This is a genomic window from Pseudomonas sp. PDM01 (genome assembly GCF_014852325.1).
Lineage (GTDB): Bacteria > Pseudomonadota > Gammaproteobacteria > Pseudomonadales > Pseudomonadaceae > Aquipseudomonas > Aquipseudomonas migulae.
The window spans coordinates 472,783-489,599 of record NZ_JACVBK010000003.1 but is presented as its reverse complement, the minus strand read 5'-3'; the positions used below and the strand labels follow the sequence as shown (position 1 = coordinate 489,599).

Below are 16,817 nucleotides of genomic sequence, written 5' to 3'. Positions count from 1 at the left end.
TAACGCGTTCACGCCAAGGAGCTTTTCATGCGCCAGAAACCCACCATCCTCGCCCGCGAGATTGTCGCCACCAGCCGCTTGTTCTGCGTCGAAGAGCTGAAATTGCGCTTTTCCAATGGCGTGGAGCGCACCTATGAGCGGCTGGTTGGCAAAGGCGCCGGGTATGGCGCGGTGATGATCGTGGCGATGCTCGACGCAGATCACGCGGTGCTGGTCGAGGAATATTGCGGCGGCACCGATGAATACGAGATGTCGCTGCCCAAAGGCTTGATCGAGCCGGGTGAAGACGTGCTGGCGGCGGCCGAGCGTGAGCTCAAGGAAGAAGCCGGGTATGGCGCGCGGCAACTGGAACACTTGACCGAGCTGTCCTTGTCGCCGGGCTACATGAGCCAGAAAATTCAGGTGGTGCTGGCCACCGATCTGTACGAAGAACGGCTTGAAGGCGACGAGCCTGAACCGATGCGCGTGGACAAGATCAACCTGCGAGAGCTGTCGGCCCTGGCCCAGAACCCGAAATTCACCGAGGGCCGTGCCTTGGCGGCGCTGTACCTGACCCGAGATTTGCTGACCCAGCGCGGAGTGTTCCTGCCATGATTTTTCCTCATCCATTGATGGCGCCAGTGATTGAACTGGCATTGAAGGCTGGCGATGCGATCCTGCCGTTCTGGCGCACCGGCACGACCGTGACCGCCAAGGCCGACGATTCACCGGTCACCGCTGCCGACCTGGCCGCTCATCATCTGATTCTGGCCGGGCTGACCGCGCTGGACCCGAGCATCCCGGTGTTGTCTGAAGAAGACGCCAACATTCCGCAGAGCGTGCGTGCCGGCTGGCAGCGCTGGTGGCTGGTCGATCCGTTGGACGGCACCAAGGAGTTCATCTCCGGCAGCGAAGAATTTACCGTCAACATTGCGTTGATCGAGCAGGGGCGCGTGGTGTTTGGCGTGGTGTCGATGCCGACCAATGGGCGTTTCTACGTCGGTGGTGCCGGTCTGGGCGCGTGGCGTGGTGATAAGGACGCCGAGCCGCTGCCGATTCAGGTTCGCACCGTACCCGCCCCGGGCGAGGCCTTCACGGTCGTCGCCAGCCGTCGGCATTCGAGCCCTGAGCAAGAGCGCTTGCTCGCCGGGTTGAGCGACAGCTTGGGTGAGCTGCAACTGGCCAATATCGGCAGTTCGCTGAAGTTTTGTTTGTTGGCGGAAGGGGCGGCGGATTGTTACCCGCGTCTGGCGCCGACTTCTCAGTGGGATACGGCGGCGGCCCAGGGTGTGCTGGAAGGGGCGGGCGGTGAAGTGCTGGAGTTGAGTGGCGTGCCGTTCAGCTATCCGGCGCGGGAGTCTTTGCGGAACGCGTTTTTCCTGGCGCTGCCTGCAAAGGCTGCCTGGCGTGAAAAGTTGCTGGAACTGGCACGCGGCTAAGACCTTTCTTTGTGGGAGCGAGACCGGCTTGCCGGCGATGGCGGCGGGTCAGGCAACTACGATGTTGGCTGGACGGCCGCCATCGCCGGCAAGCCGGTCTCGCTCCCACAGGTTTTGTGGCGTTCCGGTTTACCGGTGCAGGACGTACTGCCCGGCAAACCTCACGGCGTCTTCATCGCTATCGGCATTCACAATCCGCGAATGCAGCGTCAACCGCGCTCTTCCATAGCGCTGATACATCGCCAGAAACTTCTTCCACACCGCCGCACTCGGCGCCTGGCAAATCGCGGTCGCGTCCATGGTCACTGGCAACGGATAGCTGATCTGCCCTTCGTGAATCACGATATGCCCGTCTTCAATGCCTTCTTCGCGCAAACGCAAATGCAGCCAGCCCCAACCCGCGAGTACCGCGCCGCAGTACAGACTGCCGCCGAACATGGTGCTCTTGTGATTGACGTTGGCCTCCAGCGGCAAGTGCAGGCGCAGTTGCTGGTCGTGCCAGTCGAGCACTTTGATGCCCATGGCTTGCGTCAGGGGAATGTCGCGGTGGAGGACTGATTCCAGGTGACGACTGTCGCGGCTCATGCAGGGCCCCTTGTTTGAAGTGATGACGGATTCAATCGAGTTCGTCGGTGTGGCTACTGGCGCCGCTGTCGGCGAAGTTGAGGCCGTGCTTGCGCAGTTTGTCGTGCAAGGTTTTGCGCGGAATGCCGAGGGCTTCGGCGAGGCTGCGCACCGAGCTGTGAGAGCGCGCCAGTTCGGCGGCAATCAGCGTTTTCTCGAAGTTTTCCACCTGCTCGCTCAAGCCACCGCTGACCGCTTCAACCGTTGTGCCCGCCGTGCCATCCGGCGCGTTGTTGTCCAGCGCCAGTTCGAGGCCCAGGGCAAAACGCTCGGCGGCGTTTTGCAACTCCCGCACGTTGCCCGGCCAGGTGTGACGCAGCAGCAGCGCCCGTTGCCCCGGTTGCAGTTCGTGGGGTGGCAAGCCATGGCGAGCACTGGCTTCATCGGCGAAGTGCTGGAACAGCATCAGCGCATCTTCACCGCGTTCGCGCAGCGGCGGAATGCGCAGCGGGGCGACGTTCAGGCGGTAATACAAGTCGGCGCGGAAGCGGCCCTGGTCGGCGGCCTGGCGCAGGTCTTCCTTGGTCGCGGCGATGATGCGGATGTCCAGCGGGATCAACTGATTGCCGCCCAGACGCTCGACTACACGTTCTTGCAGCAAGCGCAGCAATTTCACCTGCACGTCCAGGCTCATGCTTTCGATTTCATCGAGGAAAACCGTGCCGCCGCTGGCGAATTCGAACTTGCCGATACGGCGCTTCTGCGCACCGGTAAACGCGCCCGGCTCGTGACCGAACAACTCGCTTTCCACCACGGATTCGGCCAGAGCCCCGGCGTTGATCGCCACGAACGGGCCGTTACGCCGGTTCGACAAATCGTGCAGCGCCCGCGCCACGACTTCTTTGCCGGCGCCGGTTTCGCCGAGGATCAGCACGTCGGCCTTGGTCGCCGCCAGTGCGCCGATCTGCTCGCGCAGACGCAGCATTGGCGCCGATTGCCCGACCAGTCTTGTGCTCAGTTCATTGCGGTCGCTGAGGGCCAGACGCAAGCTGCGGTTGTCCAGCACCAGTCGGCGCAGGGCCAGCGCGCGGCGCACGCTGTCGAGCAAGGCATCGCTGGCGAAGGGTTTTTCCAGAAAGTCGTAAGCGCCAGCGCGCATGGCTTGCACCGCCAGCGGCACGTCGCCGTGACCGGTGATCAGCAGCACCGGCAGTTCCGGGTCCTGGGCGTGCAGTTCGGTCAGCAGTTCGAGACCGTCCATGCCGGGCATGCGGATATCGCTGACCACCACGCCCGGCCAGTCGCGTTCCAGTTGCCCGGCCAGGCCCTTGGCTTCGGCGAGCGGCAGGATTTTCAGGCCGGCCAGATCCAGCGTCTGGCTCAGGGCCTGGCGCAGATGGGGATCATCGTCGATCAGCACGACCTGGATGCGGTTGTCGATGGTCATGCACTTCGGTCCTCGGACGGTTGCAGGCTCACGCCCGGTGCGCCTGCGCGCAGTTTCAGGGTAATCAGGGCGCCGCCTTCCTTGTGGTTGGCGAACGACAGTTCACCGCCGAAGGCGCGCATCAGGGTTTCGCAAATCGCCAGCCCCAGACCGAGCCCCTGGGTGCGGGTCTTGGTGGTGTAGAAGGGCTCGCTGGCGCGGCCAAGAGCTTCCATGCAAAAGCCGGGGCCGTTGTCGCGAATGTACAGATTGACGCCGTCGGCGGTGGATTGGGCACTCAACCAGAGTTTACGCGGCGGGCCTTTTTCCGTCAGCGCGTCCAGTGCGTTGGCCAGCAGGTTGCCGAGCACCTGGCGCAGACGGGTTTCCCCGGCCTCGACCCACAGCGTGGCGGCGGGCAAATCGCGGATCAGCTCGACTTCCATGCTCCGTCGACGCTTGGCCAACAGCGCCAGCGCGTCGTCGAGCGCCGGTTGCAACGCAACGCTTTCCGGCGCGTGGCGATCACGACGGGCAAAGGCGCGCAGGTGCGCGATGATCGAAGCCATGCGGCCGGTCAGTTCGCTGATCAGTTTGAGGTTGCCGCGCGCATCGTCGGTGCGCTGATGATCGAGCAGCACTTCGGCGTTTTCCGCGTAGCTGCGGATGGCGGCCAGCGGTTGATTCAGTTCATGGCTGATGCTTGCCGACATGGTCCCGAGCGCCGACAACTTGCCGGCCTGCACCAGGTCATCCTGGGCGCGTACCAGTTCCTGCTGGGCGTGTTCGCGCTCCAGCACTTCCTGTTTCAGTCGGCGGTTCAGGCCTTCGAGGTCGCTGGTTCGTTCAGCGACCCGGCCTTCCAGTTCGCGTCGGGCCTTGGCTTCGAAGGCGATCCGTTCAAGGTAGTGACGGCGCCGTTGCATCATCAGGCCGAGCAGCAGCATCAACACCAACAGCGTCGCGCCGCCGATGGCGACCACCGTGCGCACCGGGCGATCAATCAAGGTGCGCGGTGCAAGAATGCTGACGCTCCAGCCGGTTTCGTCGATCTGCCGGGTCTGGGTCAGCCAGGCGTCAGGATTGAGATTCAACGGTTTCGGGTCGCGGGTCGGATAGGGTTGAATCGCGGTGATTGCCTCGCGCTCGCCCTCGCCCAGTGGCCGGGTCGCGCGGAATCGCCATTCTGGCCGCGAGGTGAGGATGACCACGCCGTTGTGGTCGGTGACCAGCAGTTGTTCCGGGGTTTTGCCCCAAAGGCTTTCGGTGTGGTCCAGGTCGACCTTGACCACCAACACGCCGAGGATTTTTTCGCCGTCACGCACGGCCGCCGCAAAGAAGTAACCGCGTTTGGCCGAGGTGGTGCCCAGCCCGAAAAACCGCCCGAGACGCCCGGCCATGGCTTCGCTGAAGTAGGGGCGAAACGAAAAATTCCGGCCGACGAAGCTGTCGTGTTTGTCCCAGTTGGACGCCGCAAGGGTCTTGCCGGTGGTGTCCATCAGGTACATGACTTCGGCACCGGTCTGCGCGCTGATGTTCTTCAGCAGGCGGTTGGCATTGCCTTGGGTCACACCGTCGTCGGGGGCCCCGAGCGTGGCGCGCAGGGCCGGCAGGTCGCCGAGGATCTGCGGCAGCACTTCATAACGGTGCAGGGTGCCCAGCAGGTTGGCGACGTACAAGTCGAGGGTCTGCCGGTTCTGCCCGGCCAGTTCGCTGCGGTAATAACGCTCGGCCAGATGCTCCAGCGGCCACAGCAACGGCGCCAGGCACAGCGCCAGCAGGGCGAGGCTACGCCAACGGGGTCTGCGGGGGAGGGTCGGAGTCATGAGCATCAGGCGCCTGAGGGTACAGGCGCATTATGCCTAGGCTTGCCCGGCAAGACACTCGCGCAGCGCGGTTTGCCAGTCTGGCTGACTGACGCCCCATTCGCGGAGCAAGCGACTGCAATCGAGGCGCGAGTTCAACGGTCGGGCGGCAGGCGTCGGGTAATCGCTGGAAGGGATGGGCAACAGGTGCGCGCAAGGCTTGCCCTGTTTGCGCAGCGCTTCACCAATGGCCTGGGCGAAACCGAACCATGAGGTTTCACCTTGAGCGGTCAGGTGATAAGTGCCCCAGGCGCCCCGCTCACCGGCCTGCCAGCGCTCGATCAGGGCGAGGGTGCTGTTGGCGATCGTGCCGGCCCAGGTGGGCGCGCCGATCTGATCGGCAACGATGCGCAACTCGGGTTTTTCTTGCAGCAGACGCTGCATCGTCAGCAGGAAATTGCTGCCACTGGCCGAGTAGACCCAACTGGTCCGCAGAATCAGATGCATGCCCCCCACCGCCGTGATGGCTTGTTCGCCAGCCAGTTTGCTCTGACCGTAGACCCCCAGCGGCTTGGGCGCGTCGGCTTCGTTGTAAGGCTCGCCCTTGCTGCCATCGAACACATAATCGGTGGAGTAGTGAATCAGCGGGATGCCCAGCGCCAGTGCTTCTTCGGCCAGAATTCCCGGGCCCGTCGCGTTGATGGCGAACGCCAGCTCAGGTTCGCTTTCTGCCCGATCGACCGCCGTGTGAGCGGCGGCGTTAATGATCAGGTCGGGATGAGCGAGCCGGACCTGTTGGCGAATCTGTTCCGGTTGAGCCAGATCGAGTTGATCGCGCCCCAGCACCATGAGTTCATCAGCCGCGCTCAAGCGGCGCTGCAGTTCGCGGGCGACCTGGCCGTGCTGGCCAATGATGAGAATTCGCAAAGGGATTTTCATGGAAGCAGTTCAGATTCCTGCCAGCTTTTACCGTGTTGGTCCTTTTCTGACAGTTGAGGCGCTTCTTCCAGTTCCCAGTCGATGGCCAGTGTCGGATCGTCCCAGCGAATGCAGCGATCTGACGCCGGGTCGTAATAGTCGGTGGTTTTGTAGAGAAACTCGGCGTACTCGCTGAGTACCAGGAAGCCATGGGCGAAGCCTTCCGGTATCCACAACTGACGATTGTTCTGTGCGGACAAACGCACACTGGCCCAGCGTCCGAAGTTTGGCGAACTGCGGCGGACATCAAGGGCCACATCGAGTACTTCCCCCGCAGTCACCCGAACCAGCTTGCCCTGGGTGTGTTGCACCTGATAGTGCATGCCACGCAGCACGCCTTTTCGCGAACGCGAGTGGTTGTCTTGAACGAACGCTTTCTTGAGGCCGGTGGCGTTTTCAAACTCACGGACATTGAAGCTTTCATAGAAAAACCCACGTTCGTCACCAAAGACCTTCGGCTCGATAATCAGCACACCTGGTAACTGGGTGGGGGTGACTTTCATTACGCTTCTCCGGCAATCGTATAGAGATACTGGCCATAACCGGTCTTGCCGAAATACTTCGCTCGCTCAAGCAAGTGCTCGCGATCGATCCAGCCATTCATGTAGGCAATTTCTTCGAGACAGGCCACTTTCAGTCCCTGGCGGTGCTCGATGGTTTGCACGTATTGCGACGCTTCAAGCAGGCTGTCGTGAGTGCCGGTGTCGAGCCAGGCGAAACCGCGGGTAAAGCGCTCGACCTGAAGTTTGCCGCGTTGCAGATAGGCGTTGTTAACATCGGTGATTTCCAGCTCGCCGCGCGGTGACGGTTTGACGGCCTTGGCAATGCGGATAACGTCATTATCGTAGAAATACAGCCCGGTGACCGCATAGCTGGACTTTGGCTTGAGCGGTTTTTCTTCGATCGAGATGGCGCGGCCTTCTGCGTCGAAGTCGATCACGCCAAAGCGCTCCGGGTCCTTGACCCAATAGCCGAATACCGTCGCGCCGCTGGTTTGCTGCGCCGCTCTTTGCAACTGGCCACCGAAGTGCTGACCGTGGAAGATGTTGTCACCGAGGATCAGGCACACCGGGTCGTCGCCGATGAATTCCTCACCAATCAGAAACGCCTGGGCCAGGCCATCCGGCGTAGGCTGTTCGGCGTAGCTGAAATGGACGCCGAACTGACTGCCGTCACCCAGCAGGTTGCGGTACTGCGGCAGATCCTGCGGGGTGGAAATCACCAGGATTTCCTTGATGCCAGCCAGCATCAACACCGAGATCGGGTAGTAGATCATCGGCTTGTCGTAGATCGGCAACAGCTGTTTGGAAACGCCTAGCGTGATCGGGTGCAGGCGCGTGCCCGACCCTCCAGCCAACACAATTCCTTTCATCATGCGAGTAACTCCTTGATATCGGTGGAGCCTAGTCGTTCACCCTGATAACTGCCATCTTGAACGCGGCGGCACCATTCCAGGTTTTCCAGATACCACTGAACGGTTTTGCGCAGACCGGTTTCGAAGGTTTCTTCCGGCACCCAACCCAGGTCGCGCTCGATTTTGCCGGCATCGATCGCGTAACGCAGATCGTGCCCGGGGCGGTCCTGGACGAAGGTGATCAAGTCGGCATATCGGGTAACACCGGCTGGTTTGACCGGGGCAAGTTCTTCGAGCAGGGCACAGATGCTGCGCACCACGTCGATGTTCGTTTGTTCGTTGTGTCCGCCAATGTTGTACGTCTCGCCGACGACACCTTCGGTGACTACTTTGAGCAACGCTCGTGCGTGATCCTCGACGAACAGCCAGTCGCGGATCTGCAGGCCGTTTCCGTAGACCGGCAGCGGTTTGCCGGCCAGCGCGTTGAGAATCACCAGCGGAATCAGTTTTTCGGGGAAGTGGAACGGGCCATAGTTGTTCGAGCAGTTGGTCAGCAATACCGGCAGCCCGTAGGTGCGCTGCCACGCGCGGACGAGGTGGTCCGAGGCCGCTTTGCTGGCGGAGTACGGCGAGCTTGGCGCGTACGAAGTCGTTTCGGTGAACAGATCATCGACACCGTGCAGGTCGCCGTAGACTTCATCGGTGGAGATATGGTGGAAGCGGAAGGCGCTTTTTTCCGGCTCGGCCAGCGTGTGCCAATAGGCGCGAGTGGCTTCCAGCAGGCTGTAGGTGCCGACGATATTGGTTTGAATGAAGTCCGAAGGCCCATCGATGGAGCGGTCGACATGGGACTCTGCCGCCAGGTGCATGATGGCGTGTGGCTGGAAACGTGTCAGTACGGCGCTCACGGTGGCTTGGTCGACAATATCGGCCTGCACGAACTCGTAGCGAGTGTCGGTGGCAATGCTGGTCAGCGATTCGAGATTGCCCGCATAGGTCAGTTTGTCCAGGTTGAGCACTTCATGCTCGGTGTGCCGAATCAGCTGGCGAACCAGGGCAGAGCCGATGAAACCGGCGCCGCCGGTGATAAGAATACGCATGTGGGCCAGCCTTTTTTTCCGTCAGACGATATAGCGAAGATCATAGCTTGTCGGCAGGAGAGTGGTGGTGCAAGAGGGTTGTGTCTGCAATTTGGGTTTTGTGGCGTAAACAGGGGGTTGATTATCGACCGATGCGGTGGCGATATAAGCGCCTAATAAAATTTCAGGGGTTGTTGTATGCCGCTCGCCACGTTGATTCATCGCGCCAGTTTGCCCAGCCCGCAAGTGTCTGCGGAGCAAGCGCTTGAGCTGCTCGAGGGGCATTACGGGCTGAGCGCAAAGCTGCAGGCGCTCGGCAGCCAGCAAGACCTGAACTTCCGCGTTGACAGTAAGCATGGGCGTTTCGTCCTGAAAATCTGCCGGGGCGACTATTCGGTGCTGGAGCTGCAAGCCCAGCATGCCGGGCTCAAGCATCTGGCCGAACACTCCGGTGTGCCGGTGCCGCGAGTGATTGCCGCGCAAAGCGGCGCCGACCTGCTGTCACTGGAAATCGACGGGCAAGCGGTGCACGTACGCCTGCTCGAATACATCGAGGGCCAGTCGCTTACACATCTCGATCATCTGCCCGGATCCGTGGTGGCCGGTTTCGGCCGACTCTGCGGCGAAATGGACCTGGCGCTGGCCGCTTTCGATCATGCGGGCCTTGAGCGCACCCTTCAGTGGGACGCCCGCCACGCGAATGCGTTGATCGCGCATTTGCTGCCGGTGATTGCAGATGACCGACAACGCGCGTTGGTCGCCGAAGTGGCCGAACAGGCCGAGCGGCATTTGCAGCCGCTGGTGAAGAAGTTGCCGGTACAGGCCATTCACATGGACATCACCGACGACAACGCGGTCTGGCAGCGCGATGCGCAACGCCAGTGGCAATTGCAGGGCGTGATCGATTTTGGCGATCTGGTCCGCACGTGGCGCATTACCGACTTGTCGGTGACCTGCGCGGCGCTGCTGCACCATGCCGGAGGCGATCCGTTCTACATTTTGCCGGCGGTTCAGGCTTATCACGCGGTCAATCCGTTGCAACACGAAGAGCTGCTGGCGCTGTGGCCATTGATCGTTGCGCGGGCGGCGGTGCTGGTGCTCAGCGGCGAGCAGCAGGTCAGCATCGACCCGGGTAATGCCTACAGTCGCGACAACCTGACCCATGAGTGGGAGATTTTCCGCGTGGCCACGTCGGTGCCGTTGGCGTTGATGGAAGCGGCGATCCTCACCTCGGTGGGGCACAGCCTGCCGGACATCGGCAGCGAAGGCTTCGCACCGCTGCTGCCGAGCCTGGTCGGGCGTGAGTTTGCCTTAATCGATCTGGGCGTATTGAGCCCGCATTTCGAGGCCGGTAACTGGGAACAGGAGGGGATCGATCAGCGTCTGTTGAGCGAAGCGGCTGCGGCCCACGGCTTGGCAGCGAGCCGTTATGGACAATACCGTTTGTCCCGCACACGCCCGGACAGTGCGACGGAACCAGACACCTGCCCGTTGCACGTCGAGCTGCGGGTGCCTCATGGCACTGCGGTCGAATCACCGTTTGCCGGGGTTGTTCATCAACCGGCGCCGGGCGTGCTGCAACTGGACGGCCCGCAGTTGAGCGTGCGGCTGTGGGGCGTGACACCGTCGCTGCACACCGGTGCGGCACTGGTCAAAGGCCAGGTGTTGGGTTCGGTCAGCGGCCCGTTGCGGGTGCAGTTGTGCCGAGGCGCGGCGCTCGATGCGCCGTTGTTTTGCACGCCTTCGCGCGCGGCCGCCTGGCAAGTGTTGTGCCCGTCGCCGGCAGCGTTGTTGGGTCTGGCGTGCGATGCCGAGGCAGAGCTCGATGCGCAGACTTTGCTGGCGCGCCGCGACGCCAGTTTCGCCCGAACCCAGAAGCACTATTACGTCGACCCGCCGCGCATTGAGCGCGGCTGGCGCAATCACTTGATCGATATGCAGGGCCGCTCCTACCTCGACATGCTCAACAACGTCGCGGTGCTTGGCCACGGTCATCCGCGCATGGCCGCGGTCGCCAGTCGTCAATGGTCGCTGCTCAACACCAACTCGCGGTTCAACTACGCAGCGGTTGCCGAGTTTTCCGAGCGCTTGCTGAAACTGTCGCCGGAGGGCATGGACCGGGTGTTCCTGGTCAACAGCGGCAGCGAGGCCAACGACTTGGCGATCCGCCTGGCGTGGGCCTACAGCGGCGGCCGCGACATCATCAGCGTGCTGGAGGCGTATCACGGCTGGACCGTGGGCGCGGACGCGGTCTCGACCTCGATCGCCGACAACCCCAAGGCCTTGAGCAGCCGTCCCGACTGGGTGCACCCGGTGACCGCGCCGAACACCTATCGCGGCGAATTCCGTGGCCCGGACAGTGCGCCGGATTATGTGCGCAGCGTCGAACACAACCTGGCGAAAATCGCGGCGCAGCAACGCCCGCTGGCCGGTTTCATCTGCGAGCCGGTGTATGGCAATGCCGGTGGTATTTCGCTGCCGCCGGGTTACCTGAAACAGGTCTATGCGATGGTCCGTGCGCAGGGCGGCGTGTGCATCGCCGACGAAGTGCAGGTGGGTTACGGCCGCATGGGCCATTTCTTCTGGGGCTTCGAAGAGCAGGGCGTGGTGCCGGACATCATCACCATGGCCAAAGGCATGGGTAACGGCCAACCGCTGGGCGCGGTGATCACCCGTCGGGAAATCGCCGAAGCGCTGGAGGCCGAGGGCTACTTCTTCTCGTCGGCGGGTGGCAGCCCGGTCAGTTGCCAGATCGGCATGGCCGTTCTGGATGTGATGGAAGAGGAAAAACTCTGGGAAAACGCCCAGGTCGTGGGCGGGTATTTCAAAGAGCGTCTTGAGGCGCTGATCGACAGTCATCCGCTGGTGGGCGCGGTGCACGGTTCCGGTTTTTATCTGGGCGTGGAGTTGATCCGCAACCGCGAGACCCTGGAGCCGGCGACCGAGGAAACGACGGCGCTGTGTGACCGGTTGCGGGAGCTGGGGATTTTCATGCAGCCGACCGGTGATTTCCTGAACGTCCTCAAGATCAAACCGCCGATGGTGACGTCGCGTCAGAGTGTGGATTTCTTTGTCGACATGCTGGCGAAGGTGTTGGGGGAGGGGTTGTAAGGTTTGAAATCGCTTTCGCGGGCAAGCCTCGCTCCTACAGGTCCGTGTCATACGCAATTTTTGCGACCGACCCGGACCCGTAGGAGCGAGGCTTGCCCGCGAAAGCGTCCATCAACACACCGATAAATACCGATTGTTATCGGGTTTAAGCGCTGTTGTTTTCGACAGAAGGAAGATTAATCGCTTTTAAAGCCGATTTTTATCGGCTATAAAGTCGCCATTGCCGCGGCGTGTCTCTTCACGTCCGGCGCTTCCCTTTCTGTCATCGGTCGATGCCAAACTCGACCCACAGCACTTGCCCGGAGATGATTCATGAGCCGTATCGTTACCGTCGCCGCCACCCAGATGGCCTGTTCCTGGGACCTTGAAGCCAACCTCGAAACCGCTGAAAGGCTGGTCCGTGAGGCTGCGGCCAAAGGCGCGCAGATCATCCTGATCCAGGAACTGTTCGAGGCGCCGTACTTCTGCCAGAAGCCGAACCCGGATTACCTGCAACTGGCCACGACGGTTGAAGACAACGTCGCCATCAAGCATTTCCAGAAAATCGCCAAAGAACTGCAAGTAGTGCTGCCGATCAGCTTCTACGAACTGGCCGGCCGCGCACGTTTCAACAGCATTGCGATCATCGATGCCGACGGCTCCAACCTCGGGATTTATCGTAAAAGCCACATCCCGGACGGCCCTGGCTATCACGAAAAGTATTACTTCAACCCGGGCGATACCGGCTTCAAAGTCTGGAACACCCGCTACGCGAAAATCGGCGTAGGCATCTGCTGGGATCAGTGGTTCCCGGAATGCGCGCGCAGCATGGCGTTGCTGGGTGCGGAAATTCTGTTCTACCCGACCGCCATCGGCAGCGAGCCGCACGACAAGACCATCTCGTCCCGCGATCATTGGCAGCGTGTGCAACAGGGCCATGCCGGTGCCAACCTGATGCCGCTGATCGCCAGTAATCGCATCGGCAATGAGGAGCAGGACGGGTACGACATTACCTTCTACGGCTCGTCGTTCATCGCCAACCAGTTTGGCGAGAAGGTTCAGGAACTCAATAAAACCGAAGAAGGCGTATTGGTTCATCGCTTCGACCTCGACGAACTGGAGCACATCCGCAGCGCATGGGGCTCGTTCCGTGATCGCCGCCCGAACCTATACAATGCGCTCAAAACCCTCGACGGTTCCCTGGAGTCCTGACCGCATGACCACTTTAAACAGCACCCCGCGCGCCGACGGCTTCTACATGCCCGCCGAGTGGGCGGCGCAAACCCAAACCTGGATGATCTGGCCAGAGCGTCCGGACAACTGGCGCCTGGGCGGCAAACCGGCGCAAGCCGCACACGTGGCGGTGGCCAAGGCCATTGCGCGTTTCGAACCGGTGACCGTGGCGGTGTCCGCCGGTCAATACGAAAACGCTCGGGCGCGTCTCGACGTGCCGAATATTCGTGTGGTCGAGATGTCCAGCGACGACGCCTGGGTCCGTGACACTGGCCCGACATTCGTCATCAATAACAGCGGTGAAGTCCGCGGCGTGAACTGGGATTTCAACTCCTGGGGCGGCTTTGACGGTGGGTTGTATTCGCCTTGGAACCGCGACTCGCAGGTCGGCGGCAAGATACTCGAGATCGAGCGCAGCCCGCGTTATCGCACCGAGGGTTTTGTGCTCGAGGGCGGTTCGATTCACGTGGATGGCGAAGGGACGCTGATCACCACTGAAGAATGCCTGCTCAACCGCAATCGCAACCCGCACATGAACCGTGCGGAAATTGAAGCGATGCTCAGCGCGAATCTGGCTGTGGATAAAATCATCTGGCTGCCGGACGGTTTGTTCAACGACGAAACCGACGGCCATGTGGATAACTTCTGCTGCTACGTGCGTCCGGGCGAAGTATTGCTGGCCTGGACCGACGACCCGCAAGACCCGAATTACCCGCGCTGCCAGGCGGCGATGAAGGTGCTGGAAAGCAGCACCGACGCCAAGGGTCGCCCATTCACGGTGCACAAGATGCCGATTCCGGGGCCGTTGTATGCTACCGAAGAAGAGTGCGCCGGTGTCGATCCGGTGGACGGAACTCAGGAGCGCAATCCGACCGTGCGTCTGGCTGGTTCCTACGTGAACTTTCTCATCGTCAACGGCGGCATCATCGCGCCAAGTTTCGACGATCCGCTGGATGGTCCGGCCAAAGAGATTTTGCAGAGCCTGTTCCCGCAACACGAAGTGGTGATGGTGCCGGGCCGCGAACTGTTACTGGGAGGCGGTAACATCCACTGCCTTACCCAACAACAGCCCGCGCCGCACAAGGAGTGAGTGGGGTTGTAACAGCTTGAGTTGATTGCTAAATCGCTCAGGCAAACGTTTTCCCCGTACGCCTCGCAGAAAGCCCGCAGCCCGTCAGGACTGCGGGCTTTTTTTGTATCCGCTCGTCGACCATCCAGACACATTGGCACAGCTCTTGTATCTCACCAGGTGTAGACAGGGAGGGGGAGGACTTCGATGTTCTGTCATAAACCTTGGATAAGTTAGCCGCTCACAAACCAGGAGAGAGCGCGGAAATGAACGCCGAAATGAATGTGGTGAGCGAGCGGGCATTGCATCCCCTGGCAGTAAAGAACAGCGATTCGCTCCAGATTCTGGCGCACTGGTTGAAGTCCAATGGAACGCGTCAGATCAGGGAACCTGATCCGCGCCGGATGATGATCGAGCGTTACCCCGCTGGTTTATTCAGCGAAGCGGAACTGGAAGCGTTGTGGGATGTGATGGAAGGATAAGAAGAAAAACAACGGATTGATAAAAGCGCTGCCGGGAGGGCGGCGCTTTTTTTATGGGCGATGGTTTTGTGGGCATTACGCAGACCCCTGTAGGAGCTGGCTTGCCAGCGATGGCGGTTTTTCATTCAGCATCAATGTTGAATGTTATGGCCTCATCGCTGGCAAGCCAGCTCCTACAGGGAGGTAGTGTGAAGTCTGGATCTTTGGTGTTTAGAAGCTGTAAGTCCCAGTCACCACCACGCTGCGCGGTTCACCCGGTTGAATCTGCGCCGCGCTGGTGGCCGACGAGTAATAGGTTTTGTCGCTGATGTTGTTCAGCGCCGCACGCAAATCCCAATCCTTCTGACGGAACCCGGCCAACGCATCCCAACGGCCATAACCCGGCAGTACGGTGGTGTTGAGGTTGTCGGCGTAACGCTGGCCGACCAGGGTCAAACCGGTTTCGGCGTACCAGCCCATTTCCGGTTTCCAGGTCAGGAACAGGCTGCCGTTGTGCTTGGCCACGTTGCTGATGCGCTTGCCTTCAAAGCCGTTGTTGTCCTTCTCGACCGTCGCGTCCTGAACGCCCACGCCACCGCGCACGTACCAGTTGCCGACAATCTTGCCGGTGCCGGTCAGCTCGATCCCGCGGGAACGTTGTTTACCGGTAAGCAAGGTAATGGTCGGGTTGAGCGGATCGCTGGTGCGACGGTTGTAGAGCTCCAGTTCGTAGATCGCCAGCGTGGTGCTCAGGCGATCATCGAGCCAGTCGCTCTTCACGCCGATTTCCTTCTGCTTGGTCAGCTCGGGGCTGAGGTCGTTGGTGTTGCCGGCAGCGCCAGGCGTGATGCCGATCAAGCCACCGCCCACCGGGGAAAAGGTCTTGGTCCATGACGCATAGAAGGAGTGATTCTGCAGTGGCGTCCAGACCAGTCCTACACGTGGGCTGGTGCTGTGGCTGTCGCGGTCCTCGGAAATGTCCCGCAGGTTGTTGGTCGATTCGATGTCGAAGGTGTCGTAACGCAGACCGCCCAACAGTTGCCATTCATCGTTCAGGCGCAGTTGGTCCTGCACGTACACCGCACGGCTTTCGACTTCGGTGTGGTTGTCGCTGGACACCTGCATGCGTCCGGTGTGACGCAAATTGCGATTAGGGCTGTTCAGGTTCAGCGCCGGTACGGGCCGATTGCCAGGACCGGTCGTGGCGGCGGTGTACAGGATCGGGTCGCGGCGCTGGCTGCCGATTTCGATGCCGGTCAGCAATCGATGCTCAAGGCCAAAGGTATCGAAACCGCCCTCCAGTTCAACGTTGTTAAACACGTTGCGGGTATTCAGGTCCTGCTGCCAGTGCTGGCGCGTGACCGAATTGGTCGCCGGGGTGTAGCCGATCAGGTAGGTGTTGTCGAAATCGCTGTTGAGCTTGAACACACCCAAGGTCTGACGCAGCTGCCAGTTCTCGTTGATGTCATAGCTGAGTTTCGAGCGCAGGGACTGCGACTTGTCATCGATGAAATCGTTATCGCTGCCGTAGGTCGTATCCCGTCCGACATCGGCCGGGCGTCCGTTGACACCGGGAATTCCGCGATCCGGCGTACGGTTGTAGCGGCTGTATTCGTACTGCACCAACCAGTTCAGGTCGGGTGTCAGTTGCCAGCTCATCGACGGCGCGAACAACTGGCGATTGCCGCTGACGCCATCGCGGAAACTGTTCTGATCCATGTTGCCCATGTTCAGACGCAGGCTGATGTTCTCGCTGGGGTCAGTGCTCAGGTCCGCGTAAAGGCTGCGCAAATCGTTGCTGCCACCTTGGGCTTCGATGGTCGAACGGCGGCCGAATTCCGGCAACTTGCTGACCCGGTTGACGATCCCGCCCTGGCTGCCACGGCCGTACAACACCGCCGCCGGCCCCTTGAGGACTTCGATGCGCTCGATGTTGTGCAGGTCGCGCACGTATTGGCTGTCGTCCCGAATACCGTCCAGGTAAAAGTCGTTGCTGGCGTCGAAACCGCGAATGCGCAAGCTGTCGAAACGGGTGTCGGCGCCGCTGCTGACGTTGGGCATTCCGCTCAGCGCCGTGCCCAGATCGTTGGTCCCGTAATCGACGACGTTCGAGGTTTTTATCGAGTCGATGGCTTGTGGCACGTAGCGTACCGGCGTGGCCGTGCGGGTCGCTGTGCTGGTTTCTTTCACACGTGGATCGTCAGCCTCTGCTTCGGCGCTGATCGAAGTAGCCGGCAGGGTTGTAGGCGCGGCGTAGGTAAAACCGGCAGATAGCAAGGCAGAGAGCCCGAGACTGAAGGGCGTAAGACGAAAAGGGGCAGGCATTAAGGACGCATCCGT

General features: G+C 61.1%; 14 protein-coding genes. 6 read left to right on the top strand and 8 right to left on the bottom strand.

The genetic code is table 11. The features are described 5' to 3' along the window. The first annotated feature begins 27 nt into the window (after positions 1–27). Positions 28–594, top strand: coding sequence for an ADP compounds hydrolase NudE (gene nudE, locus IB246_RS10105; protein WP_008040117.1), 567 nt, complete (start codon positions 28–30; stop codon positions 592–594). Beyond that, positions 591–1,418, top strand: a complete 828-nt coding sequence (gene cysQ, locus IB246_RS10100) for a 3'(2'),5'-bisphosphate nucleotidase CysQ (protein ID WP_008040116.1) — start codon at positions 591–593, stop codon at positions 1,416–1,418. Before nudE ends, cysQ begins: the two co-directional genes overlap by 4 nt. Positions 1,419–1,547: 129 nt before the next feature. On the opposite strand, the gene IB246_RS10095 is transcribed toward cysQ, so the two are convergent. From IB246_RS10095 to rfbB, 7 genes are read right to left on the bottom strand one after another with little or no spacing between them, the layout of a single operon-like run. Next, entirely contained in the window at positions 1,548–2,003 is a 456-nt protein-coding gene (locus tag IB246_RS10095) for a thioesterase domain-containing protein (protein ID WP_008040115.1), read from the bottom strand. A gap of 31 nt (positions 2,004–2,034) precedes the next feature. Then, complete coding sequence (locus IB246_RS10090) at positions 2,035–3,429, bottom strand: sigma-54-dependent transcriptional regulator (protein WP_008025032.1); 1,395 nt, start codon at positions 3,427–3,429, stop codon at positions 2,035–2,037. Beyond that, entirely contained in the window at positions 3,426–5,234 is a 1,809-nt protein-coding gene (locus tag IB246_RS10085) for a sensor histidine kinase (protein WP_032832528.1), read from the bottom strand. Before IB246_RS10085 ends, IB246_RS10090 begins: the two co-directional genes overlap by 4 nt. Before the next feature lie 36 nt (positions 5,235–5,270). Then, positions 5,271–6,140, bottom strand: coding sequence for a dTDP-4-dehydrorhamnose reductase (gene rfbD, locus IB246_RS10080; RefSeq protein ID WP_032832527.1), 870 nt, complete (start codon positions 6,138–6,140; stop codon positions 5,271–5,273). 8 nt (positions 6,141–6,148) lie between these two features. After that, positions 6,149–6,694, bottom strand: a complete 546-nt coding sequence (gene rfbC, locus IB246_RS10075) for a dTDP-4-dehydrorhamnose 3,5-epimerase (protein WP_008040112.1) — start codon at positions 6,692–6,694, stop codon at positions 6,149–6,151. Beyond that, entirely contained in the window at positions 6,694–7,566 is an 873-nt protein-coding gene (rfbA, locus tag IB246_RS10070; protein WP_008040111.1) for a glucose-1-phosphate thymidylyltransferase RfbA, read from the bottom strand. Before rfbA ends, rfbC begins: the two co-directional genes overlap by 1 nt. Then, complete coding sequence (rfbB, locus tag IB246_RS10065) at positions 7,563–8,645, bottom strand: dTDP-glucose 4,6-dehydratase (RefSeq protein WP_008040110.1); 1,083 nt, start codon at positions 8,643–8,645, stop codon at positions 7,563–7,565. The genes rfbA and rfbB overlap by 4 nt, the downstream gene beginning before the upstream one ends. Before the next feature lie 177 nt (positions 8,646–8,822). Between rfbB and IB246_RS10060 the strand changes: the two genes are divergently transcribed. The 4 genes from IB246_RS10060 (at position 8,823) to IB246_RS10045 (ending at position 14,498) form a co-directional block, all read left to right on the top strand. Continuing rightward, on the top strand, positions 8,823–11,735 hold the full coding sequence (locus IB246_RS10060) for an aminotransferase (RefSeq protein ID WP_008040108.1): 2,913 nt from the start codon (positions 8,823–8,825) through the stop codon (positions 11,733–11,735). Positions 11,736–12,047: 312 nt separating this feature from the next. Next, positions 12,048–12,926: an N-carbamoylputrescine amidase gene (aguB, locus tag IB246_RS10055; protein WP_008025021.1), complete on the top strand. Its 879-nt coding sequence runs from the start codon at positions 12,048–12,050 to the stop codon at positions 12,924–12,926. Positions 12,927–12,930: 4 nt separating this feature from the next. Continuing rightward, the gene (aguA, locus tag IB246_RS10050) at positions 12,931–14,037 is read left to right on the top strand and encodes an agmatine deiminase (RefSeq protein WP_008040106.1); all 1,107 of its coding nucleotides are present in this window, start codon (positions 12,931–12,933) and stop codon (positions 14,035–14,037) included. Between the two features lie 245 nt (positions 14,038–14,282). Continuing rightward, positions 14,283–14,498, top strand: coding sequence for a hypothetical protein (locus tag IB246_RS10045; RefSeq protein ID WP_008040104.1), 216 nt, complete (start codon positions 14,283–14,285; stop codon positions 14,496–14,498). Between the two features lie 210 nt (positions 14,499–14,708). Here IB246_RS10045 and IB246_RS10040 read toward each other — a convergent pair whose 3' ends face one another. Continuing rightward, the gene (locus IB246_RS10040; RefSeq protein ID WP_008040103.1) at positions 14,709–16,802 is read right to left on the bottom strand and encodes a TonB-dependent receptor; all 2,094 of its coding nucleotides are present in this window, start codon (positions 16,800–16,802) and stop codon (positions 14,709–14,711) included. Between the last annotated feature and the right edge of the window lie 15 nt (positions 16,803–16,817).